Source organism: Meiothermus taiwanensis WR-220, assembly GCF_003568585.1.
GTDB classification, from domain to species: Bacteria; Deinococcota; Deinococci; order Deinococcales; family Thermaceae; genus Meiothermus; species Meiothermus taiwanensis.
Window position 1 is genome coordinate 2,149,566 of record NZ_CP021130.1, and the last position, 21,008, is coordinate 2,170,573.

Consider the following 21,008-nt stretch of genomic DNA (forward strand, 5'->3'; position numbering starts at 1 on the left):
CTCCTAAAGCTCGAGGCCGCCCCGAAACACCCGCCCTACGGGACGCCCGTTCTCCCACAGGGTCAGGTCGGCGGGGGCCTCTGGGCGAATCTGGCCGTGCTGGGGCCAGCCCGCCGCCAGCGCCGCCCCCCTGGTGTGGGCCCACAAAACCTCGGCCGGGGTCAGGCTCTGGGCCGGGTTCAGGGGGTGCTGGGTAGCGGCCTGAAGGTTCAGCTCATAGAGCGGTTTCATCACCGGGGCATCCGAGCCAAAGGCCATGGGCAGGCCGGTGTTCCAGAGGTCGCGCAGGCGGAAGGCCTCGCGTTCCTGGCCCTTCAGGTGAAACCGCACCAGCTCGGCATCGCCCAAAAGATGCATGGGCTGCAGGGAGAGGGCCAGCTTGAGGCCGGGCAGCCGGGCCAGCTCGGCATCGCGCACGTGCTGGGCATGCTCGAGCCGAAAGATGCGCCTGGAGACAGGTTGCAGTTGGTGGAACACCTCCAAGACCCCCTGCACTGCCCGGGTTCCGATGGCGTGCACCACCAGGCCCAGGCCGGCCTCCAGGGCCGCCCGCCCTTCGCTCAGGATGAGCTCGAGGGCATCGAGCGCCAGCCCGTGCGAGCCGTCGGGGTAGGGCTCAATCATCCAGGCCGTGCGGCTGCCCAGGGCCCCATCGGCAAAAAACTTGACCGCGGCAATCTCCAGGCTGTCGCCCCGCCAGCCGGGCCGGGCTTCCCGCCAGTGGTCGCGGTCCAGGGCCCACCACAACCGCACCGGCAGGCGGCCCGATTCTGCCAGTTGTTCGGCCAGGCTAAAGTGGCACCAGCCCATATGGTGCACGGCGGTGTAGCCCCGGCGCGCGAGATCCTGCAGGCCGCGCTCGAGTTCGGCCAGGCCGGGCTTTGGCATCACCCGCTGCACCAGTTCCTGGGCGGCTTCCAGCAGGTAGCCGGTGGGCTGGCCCTGCGCATCGCGCAGCAGAACCCCACCGGGCGGGTCGGGGGTCTGGGCGGTGATACCGGCCTGCTCGAGGGCTTTGGTGTTCACCCAGGCCGAGTGCCGGTCGCGGCTTTGCAGGAAAACAGGATGGTGGGGGGCTGCCGCGTCCAGCAGTTCACGGGTGGGGTAAGCCCGGAAAAGATAGCCCCCACCGCGAATCCAGCCACCAGAGGGCAGGGTGCGGGCCTTCTCGGCCACCTTCTGCGCCACCACCTGGGGGTCGGTCAGCCCCTCCAGATCCAGGCTGTCGAGTTGCAGCCCCCACATCTGCGGGTGGGCGTGGGCTTCGTGCAGGCCGGGGGTGATCTGCTCAAAAAACTGTTTTTTAGCAGCGGGATACCGCGCGCTCAGATCCTGCAGGCTGCCCACATCGGCGATGCGGTCGCCCTCCAGGTACACCGCTTCGGCCCGACCGGCCTCGGTCATGGTTTCAACGCGCCCGTATAGCAGCATGGAAGGCATCCTATCCCGCCGCCGGCCCTGGCTCAAGCCGGGGGTGAAGGTTCTATGCAACCCGATTGGGCATTCGCCCTCAAATCCAGGCTGTACCGGGCAGCTATACTCGGAGTCCGATGAGACGGGGTGTGGTGGTCGGGCTGGGTCTGGCAACCGGTCTAGCATTGGGCTGGGCGGCCTTTGAGCATTACCATCGCAACCGCATCTATGCCGGCGTCGAGGCCGCTGGGGTTCGGGTGGGAAGCCTGACCCTGGAAGAGGCCGAGGCCCGCATCGCCGCCGCCACACAAAACACCCCCCCGCCCCGGCTTACCCTCAAGGCAGGGGATAAAACCCTCGAGGTCTCCGCAGCCGAGCTGGGCTGGAGGCCCGATCCCAGGGCCACCGCCCTGCGCGCTTTTGCGGTAGGACGCACCAGCCTGGGTGAGCGGCTGGCAGCCCTGCGCGGACAGATCAAGGTTCCACTGGTGCCCGGCGTGGATGCCGCAGCCCTGGAAAAGCGGCTGCAATCCATTGCCCGGGGCCTCGAGCACCCCCCCACCAACGCCAGGGTGGTATTCCAAAACGATCGGTACGTGGTTGTTCCGGAAAAGCCGGGCCTTGCACTGGATGTCCTGAGTGCAATCGAGACCTATCTCCAGCACCCCGAGCTCACCGTGCTCGAGTTTTTCCCCAAGCCCCTCACCCCCCGCGTTACCGCCGCCATGCTCGAGCCGGTAGCCCGCCGGGCCAACGAGCTCCTGCGCCCCCTCGACCTGATCTACACAGAACCACCCCCCAGCGGCAGCGGAAAACGCCACCGGTACAGCCTGGGCACGGCCCAGGTGGCCTCGCTCCTAAGCGTGCAGGAGGAGGTCAGGGTTAACACCCAGGCCCTGCGCAAGCTCCTGGCCCAGATAGCCGCCCGCCACGACCGCTTACCCAAAGATGCCCGCTACTCCCTAGGCCCCGAGGGCCAGCTCACGGTACAGCCCGAGGTCAATGGCTGGAAGATGAACCAGATCGAAAGCCACAAGCGCCTCGAGCTGGCCCTCCTGCGGCCCGACCTCGCCGAGTTTCACCTGACCGTGCTGCCCAAAGCCGCCCAGGTGCGGGCCGCCGACCTGCCAAAAGCCGAGAACCTTCAGCTCCTGGCCGAAGCCACCACCCATTACGCCGGCTCGAGCCCCGAACGCATCGCCAACGTCCATGCGGCGGCCCGGAACCTCGATGGCTATGTGGTACCCGCGGGTGGGGTTTTCAACTTCAACGAGGCCATCGGCAGCATCAGCCCCGAGAACGGCTTCAAAGAGGCTCTGGTCATCTCCGAGGGGCGCACCGTCATGGGTGTGGGGGGTGGGGTCTGCCAGGTTTCTACCACGGCCTTCCGGGCTCTGTACCAGGCCGGCCTTCCCATCCTCGAGCGCAACCAGCACGCCTACCGGGTGCGCTGGTACGACCCCATCGTGGGCTACGATGCTGCAGTGTACCAGCCCTACCTCAACCTACGGGCGGCCAACGACACCCCTGGCCCCATCGTCGTGCGCACCAGCTTTACCCGATCCAGCCTCACAGTGCAGCTATACGGCCTCCCCGATGGCCGCAAGGTAACGGTCTCCAAGCCCGTCATCCTCGCCCGCACCCCCCACCCGCCCCCGCAGTACATCGTAGATCCCAGCCTGCGCCCCGGCCAGATTAAGCAGGTGGACTGGGCCGTGGATGGCTTCCGCACCCGCATCACCCGCACCATCCTCTGGCCCGACGGCCGGGTAAGCACCGACGTGCTCAACTCCAACTTCCGCCCCTGGCGGGCGGTGTACCTGGTGGGGCCGCAGACCCCCATTCCAGGGGATGCGGTGGCCTCGAGGAACCCTTAAGCCGGGCTCATCTCCACCCGGTTGCGGCCTAGGCGCTTGGCCTCATACAAAGCCTTATCGGCCCGCTCTACCAAAGCGTGACCGCTGTCGCCTATATGCCCTTCGGCCACCCCAAAACTCGCCGAAACCGAGCCCACCAGCTTAAACGGCCAGAAGGAGATGTCTTCCCGCAAACGCTCCACCGCTGCCAGCACATCCTGCTGGCCCTCACCGCGCATCAAGATCATGAACTCCTCGCCCCCCCAACGCCCCAAGACATCCTCCTTGCGCATGGAAACCCGCAGGCGACGGGCCACCTCCTTGAGCACCTCGTCACCGGCTGCATGACCAAAGCGGTCGTTGATCTGTTTGAAGCGGTCGATATCCAGCAGCACCAGATACAACCCATGCATATGCTGCGCGGCTCCCTCTAACAGTTCGCTCAGGGCCAGGCGGTTGGGCAGCCTGGTCAGGGGGTCGGTGCGGGCCAGGGCGTGCATCTCTTCCACCTGCCGGTTGGCCAGGGCAAGCTGATCCTTGACGATGGCCAGAGCGTACAGCAGGCCCGCCATTGCCAAAAGCCGCATCTCCGAGCGCACAAAGGCCAGAAACTCGGTTCTGTACAGGCCCTGGGCCACCTCGCCCCCCAGGCGCAGCAGACCCAGAATCAGGGTCGCCACCGCCAGGGCCAGGCTGTACACCAGCCCCATCCGGGCATCAAAAACGATGTAGAGCAAAACCATGACAAACGCCATGACCCAGTAGGTGCTCTCGATCTCGACCCAGTTGCGCTCGAGGTCGCCCCAAAACAGGTAATAGGCCAGTTTGATGGTAAAGAAAAGCGTTACCGTACCGATGGTCTCGCGCTCTATACGGCCTACGTGGGCCCCTTGATACAACCGCCAGGCCCAGCCCGCACACATCAGGATAAAGGCCGGGTACAACCAGCGGATAAAGCCTTCCTCGGGCCGCATCAGCCAGATAAAAAGCAACACCGGTACAGCCAGCAAAATAGCCCAAAAGTAAACGGCCCGTTTTTTGCTTTTAGAAATAGCTAGGAAAAACCCCCGCACTTCATCAGTCTAGGGGAAGCTCGAGGGCCCCGTACGAATTTTGGACATCACAAGCGCCTAGCGCGTAACGGCATCGGATATCTTGGCCTTGTCCCCCAGACGTCGCTCGTTGCCTGCTTGCAGTCGCTTGATGTTTTCGCGGTGCGTCCAGAAGACCAGTGCGGCCAGCAGCACCACTGTCAGGATCTCCCACATGGGCCGGCCCAGGGCTATAGCGACCACCGCTGCGGTAAGGGCACCGATCATGCTGCCCGCCGAGACAAAGCGGGTCAGTCCCATGGTTGCCACGCCCACCGGAAACGTAAGGAGGGCCAGCAGGGGATCCAAAAACAGCAGGGTGCCAAAGCTGGTCGCCACTCCCTTACCCCCAGTGAAACGTAGGAAGACCGAGTAGTTGTGGCCCAGCACCGCCGCCAGGGCCACCCCGCCCAGCAGATAGCCTTCGATGCCTACCAGCCGGGCCAGCCATACCGCAATTCCACCTTTGAGCACGTCAAAGACCGCCACCACCAGCGCCGGGCCTGCCCCCAGGGTGCGCAGGATGTTGGTAGCGCCGGTATTTCCGGAACCCACCTTCTGGATATCTACCCCGTGGTAGCGGGCCACCCAAGCGCCCGCAGGGATTGCACCAAACAAGTAAGCTAGCAACAAAACAAGCCAGGTTGTCCAGTCCACTGGGGCATTTTATACCCAACGAAAAGGTCTTTCAAAAGCACGGGCCCGTCAGGTGTTGCACCCAAAATCGGCTGGCAAGGGGGCGCTCAGTCGCTAAAGCGCTCCTCCTTCCAGGGGTCACCCCGGCGGTGGTAGCCGTTGACCTCCCAGAACCCCAGCTCCTCCCTGTCCAAAAACTCCAAACCCCGCACCCACTTGGCGCTCTTCCAGGCGTACAGGTGCGGCACCACCAGGCGCAAAGGGCCGCCATGCTCCCGCGGCAGGGGCTGGCCGAAGAGGCGGTGGGCCAGGATATTCTCCGGGCGCAAAAAGTCGTCCAGGCTCAGGTTGGTGGTGTAGCCCCCGTAGCAGTGCACCAGCACCGCCCTAGCCTGCGGCTTGAGCTGGATCGCTCGCATTAAGTCGGGTATCCGGATACCGCTCCACTGCACATCCAGCTTGCTCCAGCGGGTCACGCAGTGGAAGTCGGCGGTCAGGTCGGACTGCGGCAGGGCCATCAGATCGGCCCAGCTCAGGGTTCTGGGTTCCTCAACCTGACCCTTGATTTCAAACTTCAGCTCCTCCGGGCGCACGGTGGGGGTAGGGCCGTAGGTTAGCACGGGGAACTTCTCGGTGAGCACCTGGCCGGGGGGCACCCGATGCTGATCTACGTGTTTGGGCTTGAAAAAGTTGCCGAACATGGTTTTAGCCTAGCCCGGCTCGAGCCCCGGCCCCGTAAGCAAAGGTACAATGCCTAGCGGGAGCGGTAGCGAATCACCTCGAGCTTTTCCATGGTGATCAGGCCTTCCTGCACCATCTGATCGAGGGTGGGCATAAAGGCCTGAATTTTTTCCTCGCTGTCCACGATCTCAACGCAGATGGGCAGGTCTTCGGATAGCTGGAGGATTTTGGCGCTGTGGATGCGGGAGTGGGCCCCAAAGCCCATGAAGCCCCGGAACACGGTAGCACCGGCCAGGCCGGCTTTTTTGGCCTCGAGCACAATCGCTTCGTAAAGGGGCCTTCCCTGCCACTTGTCCGACTCGCCCAGAAAAATTCGCACCAGCTTGGCTTCGCCCTGTAGCTTCATACCCACCTCCCGGCCCAGCGGTAGGCCAGCCAGACCAGCCCAAACCCCAGCACCACGCTGCCAGTCACGTACAAAAAAGCCTTGAGCCACTCCCCCTGCTGTACTAAGTTCAGGGTCTCCCAGCTAAAGGTGGAAAAGGTGGTGTAGCCGCCCAGCACCCCCACCGCCAAAAACAGCCGCCACTCCGGGCTCAGGGCCCCCTCGAGGCTCCAGCGCAGCACCAGCCCAATCAGAAAGCTGCCGGTGATGTTGATCAAAAAGGTGCTCCAGGGGAAGCCCGGCCCCAAGAGGCCCTGCACCCAGGCCCCCAGCCCATAGCGCAGCATGGCCCCAATGGCCCCGCCCAGCATGACCAGCAGATAGCGCTCCACCCTGCCCAGTATCTTCTCTAAAGGCCACCTTAATCCAGTCCTGCGTAGTGCTCTCAGGAAGTGCGGGGTAGACTCTGGGGATGAGATTCCTGGGCCTGTTATTCGGTTTACTGTTGCTCGTGGGCTGTGCGCCCCAGGTTGGAATTGGCGAAAAAGAGCGTCAGGCATGGGGTTTACAACCCATCATCGGCGAGTTTGCCCCCGACCGGGGCGAGGGGGGTAAGTACAGGCTCGGTGACCGGGTGTTTCTTAGCTTTACCCTGAGCCAGCCGGGTTACGTGACCCTGGTGACCATGGATGTGGATGGCACCACCGTGGTGCTCGAGCGCAATGTGCAGTTACCGGCAGGCCGCCACACCTTCCCGCTGGCCACCGACCGCAACGCCCAGGGCCAGGCCGCCTATCTGGTGGTGCCGCCCCTGGGGCCCTCGCGCTTCCGGCTTTTGTACACCAACGTGCCCGTAGCCAACCGGGAGCTGTTCAGGGGCAGGCTCAGCAACGAGGCCTTCAACCAGCACACCCAGGCCTACCTGAGCGCTGCTGAGGTACGCGACGTGGCCGAGACCTGGATGGAGGCGGTGCGATGAAAGCCCGCTTCTTGCTAGCCCTGGCCGTGACCCTGCTAGTAGCTTGCGGCCCTACGGCACCCCAAAACAGCTTGGACTTGAAGCCCAATGCGGTGGTGCTTTCGGACGATGAGGTGGATTCAGCGACCGCTACCGACATGACCGTTCAAACCGACAAAGACCTGAGCGCAGGCCAGATTGTCATCAGCGATGAAGGAGAGGGTTTGGTGCGGAGAATTGCCGAGGTGACGCAAGCTGGCGTCGGTGAGGTCAATGGCCAGGCGGTGCGAAAGTTCTACCTCAAAACCGAGGAAGCGAGCCTCGAGGACGCCATTGCTTCGGGCGATGTGACCCTCGAGACCGACCTGACCATCGGCGAGGCCAACATGGTGCAGGCCCTGGATGGGGTTAGCGTGCAGGACTTCACCGGGCGCATCAACCTGACCAACGTCAAGTTCGATATTCCGGGGGTGCCCGGCGGGAGCATCACCCTCAACGGGTTTATCGAGCAGACCCTCAAGCCCAGCTTCAACCTCAAGTTTAGCAGTGGCAGCGTGGAGGTGTTCAAAGCCGGCCTGAGCGGCACGCTCAAGTCCTCCATTACCGCCACCATCCAGGCCAACGCCAGCTACAACCCTTTTAGCCTGAACAAGGAGCTGGCCTCCTGGAACATCAAGCGGGCCTTTCTGGTAGGCAGCGTGCCGGTGGTGGTGATCTTGCAACCCAAGCTGATCGCCGGGGTGAGCAGCAACGCCGGGGGCAAGGTGACGGTGTCGGTGGGCATTGCCCCTACCTTCACCACCAATCTGCAGCTCGACTACAACCGCAGCCGCACCACCAACGGCGGATGGAACAACACCTTTACCGCCAGCTTCGCCCTCAACCCCACCTTCAAATACGATGTTCCGGTGCAGGGCACGGGCAATGCCTTCGCGGGGCTGGCCATGGACATCAAGTTCTATGGGGTGGCCGGGCCCAGCCTCGAGACCAGGCCCTTCATCAACCTGACCCTGAACGGCAACAACGGCACCGCCGGGCTCAAGACCGGCATCAACGGCCAGAGCAAGGTCGAGGCCGGGTTCAAGGTGCTGGGGAAGGGGCTCGAGACCAGTTACAACGGGCCCAGCATTGAACAGGCCCGCACCTTTAGCTGCCGGGCCGACACCGACACCTGCACCGCCAACTGATACCAGATTCGGTGAGTTCGGCACCGGAAGCTTCGCTCCCTGGCCCGTTGCAGTCAATTTGCCCTTCCCACGGGGCCCAGGCAGGGGCGGTTGCACTTTGCGCCTCTAGGCCCCAAAATACCCAGGTGTTCGAGTTTGCCATCACCGCCCAGTCCGGCAGGGCCCGCACTGGGCTTTTTCACACCCCCCACGGCGTGGTGCAAACCCCCCTGTTCATGCCGGTGGGCACCCAGGGCAGCGTGAAGGGCCTCAGCCCCCGCGAGCTTAGGGAAATCGGTTCGCAGATCATTCTGGGCAACACCTACCACCTGCTCCTCAGGCCCGGCCCCGAGCGGGTACGGGCCCTGGGGGGGCTGCATAAATTCGCCGCCTACGACGGCCCCTGGCTCACCGACTCGGGCGGCTTCCAGGTGATGAGCCTGGGCGACCTGCGCAAAATTTCCGAGCAGGGCGTCACCTTCCGCAGCCACCTCAACGGCGATCTGATCGAGCTCACCCCCGAGTACAGCATCCAGGTGCAGGAAGCCCTGGGGGCCGATATCATCATGGCCTTCGACGAGTGCCCGCCCTACCCCGCCACAACGGAATACTTGAAGGCCTCCATCGAACGTACTTTGCGCTGGCTCGAGCGCTGCCTTAAGGCCAAAACCCGCCCCGACCAGGCCCTGTTTGCCATTGCCCAGGGTGGGGTTGACCTGAAACTGCGCCGCTTCAGCGCCGAGGCCACGGTGGCTTTCGATACGCCCGGCTTTGCCATTGGCGGCCTGGCCGTGGGGGAGCCCAAGGAGGGAATGTACCCGGCGGTGGAGCTTTCCACCAGGCTGCTGCCCGAGCACAAGCCCCGCTACCTGATGGGGTTGGGCCACCCCGAGGACCTGGTGGCCGCGGTGGCGCTGGGGGTGGATATGTTCGACTGCGTCTACCCCACCCGCACCGGGCGCTTTGGCTATGCCCTGGTGCCCGAGGGGCGGCTCAACCTCAAGCTCTCGCGCTACCTCGACGACCCCCGCCCCATCGACCCCGCATGCGACTGCTACGCCTGCACCCACTACAGCCGGGCCTACCTGGCCCACCTGGTGCGGGCCGAGGAGATGCTGGCCCCCCGCATGATCTCGCTGCACAACCTGCGCTACCTGCACCGCCTGATGGAGGGTGCCCGCACGGCCATCCAGACCGGCAACTACGGCGAGTTTGCCCAGGACTTTGCTGGCCGACGTTTTGGACGTCAGATCCCAGGGTGGTTTACTCGAGCTCTCCAGGAAGGCGGGCACTGGAACTAGGCCTGCATCACAGGTAAGAGACTGTCTTAAAACTCTTCCAGACGATATAATCACCTATGGAACCCAGAGAAAGCCGCTATCCGAGCGACTTATCGGACAAGGAGTGGGCGATACTCGGGCCGTTGATGCCTGAACCCTCTTGGTACACTCATAGACCTAGAGAAAATAGCTGGCGGGAAATCCTCTATGGCATCTTCTACATCACCCGTGGGGGTTGCTCTTGCCGCACTGGAAAACCGTTTATCACTACTTTCGGCTGTGGCGTAAGAGTGGTTTCCTCGAGCGTCTGCACACCACATTGCGGGAGAAGACCCCTACCCGAGTGCGGGCAGTCTGGACAGCCAAAGCGTGAAGACCGGTGAAAAAGGGGGGTCAGGGGGTACGACGGTGGCAAGAAAATCAAGGGTCGTAGAGGGCTGGTGCTCAAAGTCAAGGTGCTGCCAGCCCAGATCACCGATGCTGAGGGTGGGAAAGTAGTGCTGCAAGCTGCTGGGGCCACCCAGAGAGATTGCTGCCATTTGTGGCTACAAACGCCGGTTCGAGGGGTGGGTCAAGACCACCTTGGGCTGGAGCGACCCGATGCTAACTTTCGCGGCATCTGGTGGCCCAAAGACAAACCCATACCCGACGGCCTGCTCAAGAAGACCGGAGGGTATCGCGGCTTTGTGGTTATCCCCGTTGAGCTTCAACCGCAGGCTCAACCGGGACTGCGAGCTACTGTCCGAAACCTCAGAAACCCTGATCTACGCGGCGATGATCCGGCTCATGGTCAGGAGACTGGCCTCCTAGACGGTTTTTAAGACAGTCTCTTACATTCAAAGAATAGTCACCCAAGGTAAAAGACCTCCAGAGGCTATCTTTTTGAATCCCAGAGCACTCCTTTCGGGGAGCCAGGATATCGTCTGAAACCCTTGGTTCTCTCCCCTGTTCACCGCTCATGTCTCTATCGCAGTGTCTTGTCTGCTGCTAGTGATGAGCTCTTAACAAGGTGGGGACTTTTGAACAGCGCTCGAGCAGGGGTTGGGATTAAATCCCCAGGCGCTCGAGCTCATATGGCAGCATCTTCTGCCACCAGGGCCAGTCGTGGTCCACGTCGTGGCCCCAGTAGTCGAAGGTGGCGTACACCCCCTTCTGGTGGAGCAGTTCCTGCATCTCGCGGGTGTCGCGGATGCACTCTTCCTCCCAGCGCCCCTGGCCCACCGCGAAGACAATCTTGCTGCGCCGGTAGGCGTTGAGCTTGGCCTCGTCGGTCAGGTTGCGCAGGTACCACAACGGCGAGTTGAAGTAGGCATCCATGCCGCCCTCGTCCCCCACAAACCCCCCCACCTGGTACAGCCCCGACAGGGCGATCAGGCCATCGAAGACCTCGGGGTATTTAAAGAAGAAGTTGGCCGCGTGGAAGGCCCCCATGCTGCACCCCGTGACCCATAGGGTGGGCAGGCCGGTGTTTTTCTGCACAAAGGGCACCACTTCCTGCATGATGTAGGCGTCGTAGTCGTTGTGGCGGCGGGCCCGCGCAGCGGGGGGGATGCCCTGGTTGGTCCAGCTCTGCCAGTCAATGCCGTCCACGCAAAAAAACTTGACCCGCCCGGTCTCGATCATGGGGGCCAGGGCCTGCACCATCCCGGCGTGGCCCTCCCAGTCGTACCAACGCCCGTTCTGGGCTGGAAATACCATGACCGGCTGGCCGTAGTGGCCGTACAGCTTGAGCTCCATCTCCTGCCCCAGGGCCGGGCTATACCATTTGTGATACTCGGTGTACACGCAGCACCCTCCCTAGGCCCGTTCCTGAATGGCCTGAGCCGCCTGAAGCAGGGTTGGCAGGTCGGGGTGGCGCAGGATGTAGCCGTAATTCCCGATGGCCCCGGCAAAAATACCGCTGATGCGCTCGTGGTGGGCGATCAGGGGGCCAAACTCGGCCAGCACCTGTTCGTGCGGGCGCTTGTAGTGAATGTGATCCTTGCGGCCCACGTAGGCACAGAAGTAGGGGCGCTGGGCCTGCTGGCTCACCCGGCCATGGGTGAGCACGTTGACCCACTCCTTGAAGATGTCCATGTCGTTGGCATAGTTGAACATATCAATGGTGAGGCCCCCTGGTGGGCGCATGTTCACCTCGAGCGCCACCAAACTACCGTCTTCTAAGCGGAAAAACTCGAAGTGGAAGAAGCGCTCGCGCACCTTGAAGGCCTGCACCACCTTGCGCCCGGCCTCGCGCAGGTCTTCGGGGATCTCCCGCACCATGTAGTAGTAGATGTCGGTGTCCTGGTTGACCACCTCCATCACGCCTTTGGAGTACTCGAGCGAACTATCGAAGACCACGTTGCCCTGGAGGTCGGTCAGGCCGTCGTAGGTGATGATTCTGCCGGGGATGAACTCCTCCAGGATGTAGTCCACCGGGGGCTTGGTGGCGATGTAGTCCATGAGCTCGGCGTCGTTGGTGATCTTGTAGGTTTTGGCCGCGCCCACCCCAATATCGGGTTTGGCCACCACCGGGTAGCCCACCTCCTCTACGAAATCCTGGGCCTCCACCGCGGTGCGGCAGACCCGGCCCCGCGCCACCCTGAGCCCGGCCTGCTGAAAATACTGCTTCATAACCGACTTGCGCTTCACACGGTCCATGTCCTGGGGGCGCAGGCCGAAGATGTTGAAGTCTTCGCGCAGCCTGGCCTCGGTCTCGAGCCAGTACTCGTTCATGGAGTCGAGCCGGTCAATCTTGCCGTAGCGGTGGGTGAAGTAGCCCAGGGCCCGCAATAGCTCGTCGTAGTTGTGCATGTCGGAGACTTTGTAATACTCCGTCAGGGCCTGCTTTAGCTCTGGCCGTAGCGCATCGTACTCAGCATCGGCCAGGCCCAGCACGTTGTGCCCAGCCTCGCGCAAACGCACGCAAAAAGGCCAGAAATTGGGGGGGAAATGAGGGGACAGAAAAACCACATTCATCGCATACCTCCTGGGCTTTGAGTTGACCCCAGTATTCCCAAGCAAAGCCCGCAAATCAAGCTTTTTGGCCTTGCAGTCCCACAAACGATAGAATCCTCGGGGGCTTGCCAAAGCAAAAAATACATGCCAGCGGGCATAAGCGGGCTACTTGGTCAGCTCAGTGGGCTCCACGGCCTCGGTCTGCAGATCTTCCGGCCAGGCCCCCCCCAGGCCCACCCAGGCCTGCACCATATCGACGGGCACGGGGGCCACAAAGTGCAGGTATTTGCCGGTGCGGGGGTGCTGCAGGCGCAGCTCGTAGGCGTGCAGGGCCTGGCGCGCTATCCGCTCGGAGGGCTTGCCGTAGACCTCGTCGCCCAGGATGGGGGCGTGCAGGTGCTTGAGGTGCACGCGGATCTGGTGGGTACGCCCGGTGTGCAGGATGGCCGAGACCAGGGCGTGGGTTCCGGCCCGGGCCAGCACCTCGAACTCGGTCTGGGCGTGCCGGGCTGCCACCCCCCCCACGTGCATGCGGGTGCGGTCGACCGGGTGGCGGCCAATGGGGGCCGAGAGCAGGCCCTCGCGCGGAATACCCACCGTTAGGGCAATGTAGCGCTTGTATACGCTGCGCGTGGCGAAGGCCTCAGCGAGCCGGCGGTGGGCGGCCTCGTGGCGGGCTATCACGATCACCCCGCTGGTGTCCTTGTCGAGGCGGTGCACAATGCCGGGGCGTATCAGCTCGGGCCTCTGGGCTTGCAGTCCCTCCTCAGACCCGCCCAGCGAGAGATCCAGCCCGAACCGGCCCAAAATGGCGTTCACCAGGGTTCCGGAATACACCCCCGGGGCCGGGTGGGTGATCATGCCCGCGGGTTTGTTGATCACGATCAGGTCGGGGTCTTCGTACAGGACGTGCAGCGGGATATCTTCAGCGGCCACGCTGGCCGGCTGGGGGGGTGGGGGCTCCACCTCCACCGTCTCGCCCCGGAGTTTGTAGGAGGGCTTGGTCACCACCCTGCCCCCCACCGTCACCAGGCCGGCCTCGATCCATTCCTGGGCCTTGGCCCGGGAGGTATTGGCCTCGAAGGCCAGGGCCTGGTCGAGGCGAACCCCGCTGGCAGAAAAGCGCACCATCAGGGGTTATTGTACGTTACGTCAAAATGACCCGGCGCTCCCGTGGCTGAGGTGCTAAGGTGAGCCTAGCGATGGACGGCCGTAAGCGCCTATTTAGCCAGTTTCTGCGCCGTACGGTCTGGGCCTATTTTTGGGGCTCGCTGGCGGTTTTGGTCAATGCCCTAATTGTTCACGGGCTGTACTTCGGCTGGCCGGCCTGGGTCTGGGGGTATGCCGTTGCGATTGGCGCGTTGGTGGCTCCCCTAGTTGCGCTGCTGGATCTGTGGTGGGCCCGGCGGCAGCTCAACCCGACGAAAAGGGTTTTTCTGGACGGTTCTGACAGCCTCGAGGCAGCCCGGCAGGCTTACCGCAACCTGGTGCACTGGCCGGTGCTCTCGGTGGGTCGGGTGATGGGGCCGCACCTGCTCGCTACCATGGGCGGCTTTTTGCTGGCCATTAATTGGGCGCACCGGTGGAGCGGCTTTCCCATCGGGCCGCTGGAAATGCTGTATCTGCTGCCATGGTATCCGCTTAACGCGGCCCTGCACGCCATCATCGAGTATCTGGTGGGGGCCCGCCAGTCCCAGCGCCTGATGGCCTATCTGCGTGAACGCTTTGGCGACGAGGTAGTGGTACCCTCCCGCTTGCGCATCCCTTTTGTGTTCAAGGTGCTGGGGGTGCTGGTGGCTTTAGGGCTGCTACCCCTCTTGCAGGTGGCCGTGCTGGTTTACTTCCGGCTTGAATCCACCCATCTTGCCGGGCTGGTGGTCTGGGGGTTGTTTTCCGGTCTGGTGCTGATGGTGGCTGGGGGCATTCTCCTCTCCCGCGAAGTGGCGCGGCCCGTGCAGGCTGTGCTCGAGGGCATGCAGGCTATACAGGAAGGAAAAGGGCCGGTGCGGGTGAGCGCGGTGGCCTGGGACGAGCTGGCCGACCTGGCCCTGGGCTTTAACAACCTGGCCCGGGCCCTCGAGGCCGAACGTCAGCACAACCTCGAGCTGTACCGCGACACCGTACAAACCCTGGCGGCCGCCATCGACGCTCGAGACCCCTACACCCGGGGCCACTCCCAGCGGGTGGGGGCCTATGCGCAGCTCATTGCCCGCAAGCTGGGCTGGGATGAACAAAAAGCCTACCAGCTTTACATCACCGGGCTGTTGCACGACATCGGTAAAATCGGCGTTTCCGAGGCCATTCTGCAGAAAACCGATAAGCTCAGCCCCCAGGAGCGCCAGCTCATCGAGAGCCACCCGCTCATCGGCTACGAAATCGCTCGCCAGTCCCGCGCGCTTTCGGCCCATCTGCCGGGTATTCGGCATCACCATGAGCGGCTGGATGGCGGTGGTTACCCCGATGGTTTGAGCGGGGAGGCCATTCCCATCGAGGCCCGAATCCTGGCAGTGGCGGATGTCTGGGATGCCCTCACCAGCCACCGACCCTACCGCCCGGCCTTAAAACCTTCAGAGGTGTACCCCCGCCTCTGGTCTGAAGCCCTTGATCCCCAAGCGGTACGAGCCCTGGGTGAACTGTGGCAGGAAGGGGCGCTGGATGCCTTGCTCGAGGAAGCCCGGCGAGAAACCGGGCAGCCAGACCTTTCCACGCCGAAAAGTGCTAGGGAATCAATCCAGTGGCCCTGGCCTCTGTCAAAAACAGAATAGAACGCACCCACTTGCTATGATGAGGGGCGTGGAAGCGGATTTGACCCTGCGGCCCAAGCGGCTGGACGATTACGTGGGCCAGGCCAAGCTAAAAGAGAAACTGCGGGTCTACCTCGAGGCCGCCAAAAACCGGGGGGAGGCCCTCGATCACCTGCTGTTGTTTGGCCCGCCCGGGCTGGGCAAGACCACCCTGGCCCACGTGGTGGCCTACGAGCTGGGGGTGAACATCCGCGTGACCAGCGGCCCGGCCATCGAAAAACCGGGCGACCTGGCCGCCATCCTGACCAACAGCCTGGAGGAAGGCGATATCCTCTTCATCGACGAGATCCACCGCCTGTCCAAAGCCGCCGAGGAGCACCTCTACCCGGCGCTGGAGGATTTCAAGATTGACATCGTGATTGGCGCAGGCCCGGCGGCCCGCACCCTGCGGCTCGACCTGCCCCGCTTTACCCTGATCGGGGCCACCACCCGCCCAGGGCTTATCTCCGGGCCTTTGCGCAGCCGCTTTGGCATTATCGAACACCTGGAGTTCTACACCGAGGCCGAGCTGGCCCAGGGGGTGACGCGCGATGCCCTGCTGATGGGTTTGCAAATCGAACCCGAGGCCGCGCTGGAAATCGGCCGCCGCAGCCGGGGCACCATGCGCATTGCCAAGCGGCTGTTCCGGCGGGTGCGCGACTTTGCCGAGGTGGCCGGCGAGCAGGTGGTGGGCCTGGAGCGCGCCCGGCAGGCCCTGGATGCTTTGGGCCTGGACGCGCTGGGGCTGGACGCACGCGACCGGCTGATTATGCAGACCATCATCGAGCGCTTTGCCGGGGGGCCGGTGGGCCTCGAGACCCTGGCCACCGCCCTTTCCGAGGATCCCGAGACCCTCGAGGAGGTCCACGAACCGTTCCTGATCCAGCTCGGCCTGCTCAAGCGCACCCCCCGGGGCCGCCAGGCCACCGAGCGGGCTTACGCCCACCTGGGCTACCCGCTGCCCGAGCAGAGCCGCTTGCTGGAATAAACCCATCCGAGCGCCGCAGTCGAAGCGCAGGGCCTGTGCCATACTGGGGTCGGCGAGGCAGCTGTACCATGATTCGGGCCAGACTGGGTGAAATTGAGCTGGGAGACCTGCTGCGCACCCTCGAGGGGGGCCGCAAGAACGCGGTTATCAACATCACCTGCCCCAAACTGAAGGGTCGGATTCACATTCGCGAGGGCAAAATTGCCTACATCCAGACCCAGCCCGGCCCCCACCTGGGCGAGTACCTGGTGCGCTTCGACTACCTGACCCTGGAGCAGGTGCAGGCCCTGGTCAAGCACCAGCAGCAGGAGAACCCCGGAACCCCTTTGGGCTTGCTGGCTTTGCAGCAGAGCCTGATCACCGACGATGAACTCAACGAGGTTCTGCATGCACAGATCCTGGAGGGCCTGGCCACCCTGCTGGCCCAGCAGGAGGGCGAACTGGTGGCCGAACCCCCGCCCCTAGAAGCCTCCCAGGTGCTGCTGCCCGGCCTCTCCGATGCCAGCACCATGCTGATGGAAGCCCTGCGCCGCCTCGACGAATGGATGCGGGGCAGGGTGGAACCGGAAACCGTGTTACAACTTGCGGGCGATCCCACCCGCCATGCCCTCTCACCCGATGCCTGGACGGTGCTCGAGGTCATCGACGGGGTCAAGCGGGCCCGCTCGGTGGCCCTGGCCTGCGACCTACCCGAGGAGCAGGTGTATCACCTGCTTTACGAACTCAAAAGCCGGGGGATTCTGACCGAGGCCGAGGTGCGCCCGCAAGACCCCCTGCTGGTGGTGCTGGCCGACTCCGATCTCATCCGCCGGCTTTTGCTGGTGACGCTGGAGCGCCACCGCTACCGGGTCATGCTGCCCCCCGACCTCGAGGCCGTCAAGCGCGTTCTCGAGCACAACCGGGTGCAGGGGGTTTTGCTGGAAGGCACCGATCTTGCAGCAAAGGTGCGCCAGCTTCGGGCCCTGCCCAATGGGCGCTTTTTACCCATCTGGCTCATCGCCGAGCAGCCCCCCCGGGGGTTTTGGGTTAAGAACGCTCGGGTGGCCCATATTCCCAAGCCCTTTGGGGAGGAGGAGCTGCTCGCGGCCCTGGCAGTGATCCGGCGGCCGGTCTAGCCCAGGCTCAGGGTATGCAGGCCGGTGGCTGGAAGTTCGGCCAGCCGCTCGAGCGCAATCTCGCCGTGTTTGAGCAGGTACATCAGGAAAGGGTAGACCCGCTCCTGGGGGCCGGTGGGGGCCAGGTGCCGCTGGAGGCGGGCAAACTGGGCGCCGGTGGTATTTTCCTGCCGCAGGGCGTTGTCCAGAATTTTACGCTCGAGGCGCTTTAGCTCGTGCTGGATACGTATCTGGGCGCGATGACGGGGGCGTTGCAGGGTGGGCTCGTCGAGCAGGCGCTCTATCTGCTCGAACTCTGCGTTGATGCGCGCTAGGTGGCCTTGAATGGCCCGCACTTTTGCATCCTGCCGGGCCAAAGCAGCCTTGAAGGCCCCCTCGGGATCGGCCTGGAAGGCCCAGGCCTCGAGGCCGTATTTTTGCAGGAGGCGCTCGATGGGTGGCTCCAGCACCGTAACCCCCATCCGTCGGATGACGGCCGGGGGTTTGAGCCCATGCAGCTGGTAGACGCCCCCCAGCTCGGCCACGTACCTGAGTTCGCCCGGCCCCACCACAAAACCGGCGGTCGGTAGCACGCTGTCCTGCAATACCGGCCTGAGCCCGGCGGCGGGGGTAATGCGGGCGGGATCCTGCCCCAGAATGGCCCGCAGGTCGGCTTCGGTGTACTGCCGTTCGCCGTCCTCAAAATACCCCTTGCGGAAACGCAGCAGCCGACGGATGCCGTCGGGGCCTTCTAAAAACAGGTTGGTGGCCCCTTCGCCGCGGCCCAGGGCGGGCTCGAGACCGGCCTGCTTCATGGCCAGGGCGCTGCGGTTGATGGCCTCGGAGGAAGCCAGGGGATTGGCAATTTCGCGCTCGAGGGCCGGTATGAACAGGGGGGCCAGCTCGGGGGCCATGGGGTCGAAGACCACCAGCCCACGGGGCCCCAGGAACTCCAGCAGCAACCGGGCGAATACCTCGCTGTAGCTCCAGGGCCCCACCAGGGCTTTGCAGATGCGCTCGCGTACCTCAGGGTACCCACCGAACTGCCGCAGCAGCTCACAGACCTGGGCAAAATAGGGTGAAAACGAAATTCGGCCCGCGGGGTGGGCTGCGGGCAGCTCGAGCGCCAGGCGGTGCACCCGCTCCTCGAAATCCAGCAGCTCAACCGTGCGAATCTCCTCGGTGTCGTGATCCTGCGAGGCCACCCAGAACACCGGAACCACCGGCGCAGCACCGCTATGGGCCTGCGCCAGCTTGAGGGCTGCGTGGGCTTTGTAGAAGGTGTAGGCCGGCCCGGTGAGCAGGCCGGCTTGCTGACCGCTCACAATGGCCCGGCTATCCGGGTGGGCCAGCCGCCGGGCGGCCTCGAGGCTGGCCGAAGGCGCACCAAGCCGCTTCAGATAGGCCACCAGCCCCGCGCTGAGGGCCTCGCGTGGGGCTGCTCGAGGGGCGCGCAACAAAGCGGGTAGATCCTCGAGACCGTAGGGCAGGAACTGGCGCAAAGGGTCGGCCATGACCAGGGGATTCTATCTGTGGGTGAGGCACCACAGCGTAACTTGCTTTACCTGTTTCGCGCCCATCGCCATCATTGCGAGGCCACCTGCTTCAGCGCCTCGGGTTTGAGTATCAGGATGCGGCGGTAGCCCAGCTCGATGGTGTCGTCCATGGCCAGCTCCCCCAGCACCTTGGTGATGGTTTCGCGGGTGGAACCGGCGAGGTGGGCCAGATCCTGGTGCGATAAGGTGACCTCCAGGCCCTCTTGGCCCCTGCGCATCGCCGAGAGCAAAGCCTTGGCCAGCCGGGGGAGCACCTCCTTGAAGCGCAGGTCGCGCAGGCGTTCCTCGGTTTTGCGCAGCCGGCGGGAGAGCAGCAACACAAAAGCCGCTTGCGCTTCGGGGAAGCGGCTATTGAGGCGCAGCAGGTCTTCCCTCGAGGCCGAGAGCAGCTCACAGTCCACCAGGGGTTCGGCAAACATACCGTAGCGCTCGCCCGGCAGCAGGGCGCTCTCTCCAAAAATATCACCAGCCCCCACCACCGTTAGGGTGATCTCCTCCTCCTGTGGGCCAAGCTGGAACAGGCGCACCCAGCCCTCGAGCACGTAGTATAGGGTTCGGGCCTCGTCTTCTGGGTAGCACACGTAGCTGCCCCGCCGCGCTGTAAAGCTACGGAAGACCCGTTCGGCCTCGGCCCGGGCTTCGGGAGGCAGGGTGGTGATAAACTCCGGCGTCATACCCATCAATTTAGCGGCTCTACGCGCAAGAGATTCCTGGCTGAAGATACAAATTGTGATACGCATTTCGCTAGCATCGTTACCCTGCAAAGCCCAGACGATACCAGCCAAATGCTTTTCCACTCCCTATGGCAGTGAAACTGGTATGGGTCGGTTATACCGGACTCAAAAAGATAGGTAGTAGAGTGAGATTATCCCAGACAGGGGTTGAAGGGGAGGCCGTTTTCAACGCAGATTGCGTTGTGTGAAAACAAACAAACCTCCCCTCTCAAGTCTGGCATGCCCGATAGAAGGATGCAAGCTGTACGGGAAAACCGGACAAGGCAATCTCAAGGTACGCAAAGTGTACAGCGCAGAAAAGATACGATACCTGCGTTGCAAGAGCTGCGGGCAGGAGTTCAGCGAAAGGAAGGGCACGGCCCTCTGGAACTGTAAACTGCCCGAATCCAAGGCCGTAGCGGTCGCAGAGCAACTGAGCGAGGGCAGCAGTCAGGCCGCCACCGCTCGCCTGCTCAAGGTGAGCCGGGAGAGCGTGCGCAGACTGGAACGCTGCCTGGGTCGGCACGGGCGGCTGTTTCATGACCAGCAGGTGCAGGGCCTGGTGTGCAGCAGCCTGCAGGCCGACGAGCGGCACGGGTACGCCGGGAGCAAGAACCGGCCCTGCTGGGAGGCGGAGCTGCTCGAACCCAAAAGCCGCCTGATCGTGGAGCGGGTGCAGGGCGAGCGCAACGAGGATCTGGCCCGCCGCCTTCTGCGCGGGGGGAAGGCCCGGCTGAGAGACTTCCAGGATCTGGCCTTCTTCAGCGATGGCTGGGAATGCTACGCCACCCTGTTCCCGCAAGTCTTCGGAACCCCCTACCAGCCCAAGCGGCGAGGGGCTCGCGGCAGGAGGCCGCGAGAGCGCTATCGCCTGACCCGCCGACAGGCCCATGTCCAGGTGCTCAAACGGCGTGAGGGCCGGCGGGTGGTGGAGGTCAGACTGCGCATGGCCCATGGCAGTCGCAAGCGCATTGACCTGGAGTTAGAGCGTCTGGGCTACACCACCCCTAACACCTCTGCCATTGAGCGGCTCAACGCCACGGCCCGGCGTATGGACGCCTTCTCCGTGCGCAAGACCCTGGCCTTTGCCCGCAGGCCTGAGTCCCGGGAGCACCGCGGTGACTGGCGGATGACGGTCTACAACTTTGCCCGCCCCCACCGCTCCCTCCGACTTCCCCTACCAGAGCCCATCGGCAGGCGGCGCTACCAGCCTTGTTCTCCGGCTATGGCAGCAGGTCTCACGGAACGCATTTGGACGATCCGAGAAATCCTTCTTCATCAGGTTTTCCCCAGGCCTGTCAGAGATAATCTCACCTAACTACCAAAAGATAATCTTCAAACAAAAAACATTCAGAGGCTATCTTTTTGAATCCTAGAGCACACCCCTCGCTACGCTCGGCGAAGAAAGCGTATCCCTTTCAAGGGGCGGTATCGCCCTCCGCTACGCGGATAACTTCGGTCGGGTTAGTTC

At 63.6% G+C, this 21,008-nt stretch carries 19 protein-coding genes and 1 pseudogene; 9 read left to right on the forward strand and 11 right to left on the reverse strand.

Annotation, left to right across the window (positions count from 1 at the left end; all coding sequences use genetic code 11):
* Positions 1–3: 3 nt before the first annotated feature.
* Positions 4–1,431, reverse strand: a complete 1,428-nt coding sequence (locus MTAI_RS10555; RefSeq protein WP_187388547.1) for an amidohydrolase — start codon at positions 1,429–1,431, stop codon at positions 4–6.
* Positions 1,432–1,550: 119 nt separating this feature from the next.
* On the opposite strand from MTAI_RS10555, the gene MTAI_RS10560 reads away from it, so the two are divergent.
* On the forward strand, positions 1,551–3,290 hold the full coding sequence (locus MTAI_RS10560; RefSeq protein ID WP_027887594.1) for a VanW family protein: 1,740 nt from the start codon (positions 1,551–1,553) through the stop codon (positions 3,288–3,290).
* Here the strand turns inward: MTAI_RS10560 and MTAI_RS10565 are convergent.
* The 5 genes from MTAI_RS10565 to crcB all read right to left on the reverse strand — a co-directional run bounded on the left by MTAI_RS10565 (position 3,287) and on the right by crcB (position 6,454).
* Positions 3,287–4,279: a GGDEF domain-containing protein gene (locus tag MTAI_RS10565; RefSeq protein ID WP_245453112.1), complete on the reverse strand. Its 993-nt coding sequence runs from the start codon at positions 4,277–4,279 to the stop codon at positions 3,287–3,289. The two genes, MTAI_RS10560 and MTAI_RS10565, sit on opposite strands and share 4 nt — an antisense overlap.
* A 120-nt stretch (positions 4,280–4,399) precedes the next feature.
* Positions 4,400–5,017 (reverse strand): glycerol-3-phosphate 1-O-acyltransferase PlsY, encoded by a 618-nt coding sequence (plsY, locus tag MTAI_RS10570; RefSeq protein WP_027887596.1) that lies wholly within the window; start codon positions 5,015–5,017, stop codon positions 4,400–4,402.
* An 86-nt stretch (positions 5,018–5,103) separates the two neighbouring features.
* Positions 5,104–5,697 (reverse strand): sulfite oxidase-like oxidoreductase, encoded by a 594-nt coding sequence (locus MTAI_RS10575; protein ID WP_027887597.1) that lies wholly within the window; start codon positions 5,695–5,697, stop codon positions 5,104–5,106.
* 53 nt (positions 5,698–5,750) lie between these two features.
* Positions 5,751–6,083, reverse strand: coding sequence for a DUF190 domain-containing protein (locus MTAI_RS10580; protein WP_027887598.1), 333 nt, complete (start codon positions 6,081–6,083; stop codon positions 5,751–5,753).
* On the reverse strand, positions 6,080–6,454 hold the full coding sequence (crcB, locus tag MTAI_RS10585) for a fluoride efflux transporter CrcB (protein ID WP_027887599.1): 375 nt from the start codon (positions 6,452–6,454) through the stop codon (positions 6,080–6,082). The genes MTAI_RS10580 and crcB overlap by 4 nt, the downstream gene beginning before the upstream one ends.
* Positions 6,455–6,534: 80 nt before the next feature.
* Between crcB and MTAI_RS10590 the strand changes: the two genes are divergently transcribed.
* The 4 genes and pseudogenes from MTAI_RS10590 to MTAI_RS10605 all read left to right on the forward strand — a co-directional run bounded on the left by MTAI_RS10590 (position 6,535) and on the right by MTAI_RS10605 (position 10,276).
* Positions 6,535–7,041 (forward strand): DUF4384 domain-containing protein, encoded by a 507-nt coding sequence (locus MTAI_RS10590; protein ID WP_027887600.1) that lies wholly within the window; start codon positions 6,535–6,537, stop codon positions 7,039–7,041.
* On the forward strand, positions 7,038–8,207 hold the full coding sequence (locus MTAI_RS10595) for a hypothetical protein (protein ID WP_027887601.1): 1,170 nt from the start codon (positions 7,038–7,040) through the stop codon (positions 8,205–8,207). The genes MTAI_RS10590 and MTAI_RS10595 overlap by 4 nt, the downstream gene beginning before the upstream one ends.
* Before the next feature lie 125 nt (positions 8,208–8,332).
* On the forward strand, positions 8,333–9,487 hold the full coding sequence (tgt, locus tag MTAI_RS10600) for a tRNA guanosine(34) transglycosylase Tgt (protein ID WP_187388548.1): 1,155 nt from the start codon (positions 8,333–8,335) through the stop codon (positions 9,485–9,487).
* A 56-nt stretch (positions 9,488–9,543) separates the two neighbouring features.
* Positions 9,544–10,276 (forward strand): annotated as a pseudogene (locus MTAI_RS10605) (transposase).
* 237 nt (positions 10,277–10,513) lie between these two features.
* Here the strand turns inward: MTAI_RS10605 and MTAI_RS10610 are convergent.
* The 3 genes from MTAI_RS10610 to MTAI_RS10620 all read right to left on the reverse strand — a co-directional run bounded on the left by MTAI_RS10610 (position 10,514) and on the right by MTAI_RS10620 (position 13,534).
* On the reverse strand, positions 10,514–11,251 hold the full coding sequence (locus tag MTAI_RS10610; RefSeq protein WP_027888262.1) for an esterase family protein: 738 nt from the start codon (positions 11,249–11,251) through the stop codon (positions 10,514–10,516).
* Positions 11,252–11,263: 12 nt separating this feature from the next.
* Positions 11,264–12,424: an ATP-grasp domain-containing protein gene (locus tag MTAI_RS10615; RefSeq protein WP_027888261.1), complete on the reverse strand. Its 1,161-nt coding sequence runs from the start codon at positions 12,422–12,424 to the stop codon at positions 11,264–11,266.
* A 144-nt stretch (positions 12,425–12,568) separates the two neighbouring features.
* Complete coding sequence (locus tag MTAI_RS10620; RefSeq protein WP_027888260.1) at positions 12,569–13,534, reverse strand: RluA family pseudouridine synthase; 966 nt, start codon at positions 13,532–13,534, stop codon at positions 12,569–12,571.
* A 71-nt stretch (positions 13,535–13,605) separates the two neighbouring features.
* Between MTAI_RS10620 and MTAI_RS15330 the strand changes: the two genes are divergently transcribed.
* From MTAI_RS15330 to MTAI_RS10640, 3 genes are all read left to right on the forward strand, one after another.
* Complete coding sequence (locus MTAI_RS15330; RefSeq protein ID WP_245453113.1) at positions 13,606–15,168, forward strand: HD-GYP domain-containing protein; 1,563 nt, start codon at positions 13,606–13,608, stop codon at positions 15,166–15,168.
* A gap of 16 nt (positions 15,169–15,184) precedes the next feature.
* Positions 15,185–16,174 (forward strand): Holliday junction branch migration DNA helicase RuvB, encoded by a 990-nt coding sequence (gene ruvB / locus MTAI_RS10635; RefSeq protein WP_043982698.1) that lies wholly within the window; start codon positions 15,185–15,187, stop codon positions 16,172–16,174.
* A 68-nt stretch (positions 16,175–16,242) separates the two neighbouring features.
* Positions 16,243–17,289 carry a response regulator gene (locus tag MTAI_RS10640; protein WP_063843378.1) on the forward strand — a complete coding sequence of 349 codons (1,047 nt, stop codon included), beginning with the start codon at positions 16,243–16,245 and terminating at the stop codon, positions 17,287–17,289.
* Here MTAI_RS10640 and bshC read toward each other — a convergent pair.
* Complete coding sequence (bshC, locus tag MTAI_RS10645; protein WP_119361708.1) at positions 17,286–18,782, reverse strand: bacillithiol biosynthesis cysteine-adding enzyme BshC; 1,497 nt, start codon at positions 18,780–18,782, stop codon at positions 17,286–17,288. The two genes, MTAI_RS10640 and bshC, sit on opposite strands and share 4 nt — an antisense overlap.
* A 71-nt stretch (positions 18,783–18,853) precedes the next feature.
* Positions 18,854–19,498: a Crp/Fnr family transcriptional regulator gene (locus MTAI_RS10650; protein ID WP_027888256.1), complete on the reverse strand. Its 645-nt coding sequence runs from the start codon at positions 19,496–19,498 to the stop codon at positions 18,854–18,856.
* A gap of 343 nt (positions 19,499–19,841) precedes the next feature.
* Between MTAI_RS10650 and MTAI_RS15105 the strand changes: the two genes are divergently transcribed.
* Positions 19,842–20,855, forward strand: coding sequence for a hypothetical protein (locus tag MTAI_RS15105; RefSeq protein WP_198525971.1), 1,014 nt, complete (start codon positions 19,842–19,844; stop codon positions 20,853–20,855).
* The last annotated feature ends 153 nt before the right edge of the window (positions 20,856–21,008 follow it).

Bases quoted from the DNA above. Each gene is read 5' to 3' on its own strand.
- MTAI_RS10580 (WP_027887598.1), bottom strand. From the start codon at position 6,083: ATGAAGCTACAGGGCGAAGCCAAGCTGGTGCGAATTTTTCTGGGCGAG.
- MTAI_RS10650 (WP_027888256.1), bottom strand. From the start codon at position 19,498: ATGACGCCGGAGTTTATCACCACCCTGCCTCCCGAAGCCCGGGCCGAG.
- MTAI_RS10575 (WP_027887597.1), bottom strand. From the start codon at position 5,697: ATGTTCGGCAACTTTTTCAAGCCCAAACACGTAGATCAGCATCGGGTG.
- MTAI_RS10640 (WP_063843378.1), top strand. From the start codon at position 16,243: ATGATTCGGGCCAGACTGGGTGAAATTGAGCTGGGAGACCTGCTGCGC.
- MTAI_RS10615 (WP_027888261.1), bottom strand. From the start codon at position 12,424: ATGAATGTGGTTTTTCTGTCCCCTCATTTCCCCCCCAATTTCTGGCCT.
- MTAI_RS10590 (WP_027887600.1), top strand. From the start codon at position 6,535: ATGAGATTCCTGGGCCTGTTATTCGGTTTACTGTTGCTCGTGGGCTGT.
- MTAI_RS10560 (WP_027887594.1), top strand. From the start codon at position 1,551: ATGAGACGGGGTGTGGTGGTCGGGCTGGGTCTGGCAACCGGTCTAGCA.
- MTAI_RS10620 (WP_027888260.1), bottom strand. From the start codon at position 13,534: ATGGTGCGCTTTTCTGCCAGCGGGGTTCGCCTCGACCAGGCCCTGGCC.
- MTAI_RS15330 (WP_245453113.1), top strand. From the start codon at position 13,606: ATGGACGGCCGTAAGCGCCTATTTAGCCAGTTTCTGCGCCGTACGGTC.
- MTAI_RS10595 (WP_027887601.1), top strand. From the start codon at position 7,038: ATGAAAGCCCGCTTCTTGCTAGCCCTGGCCGTGACCCTGCTAGTAGCT.
- MTAI_RS10555 (WP_187388547.1), bottom strand. From the start codon at position 1,431: ATGCTGCTATACGGGCGCGTTGAAACCATGACCGAGGCCGGTCGGGCC.
- ruvB (WP_043982698.1), top strand. From the start codon at position 15,185: ATGATGAGGGGCGTGGAAGCGGATTTGACCCTGCGGCCCAAGCGGCTG.
- bshC (WP_119361708.1), bottom strand. From the start codon at position 18,782: ATGGCCGACCCTTTGCGCCAGTTCCTGCCCTACGGTCTCGAGGATCTA.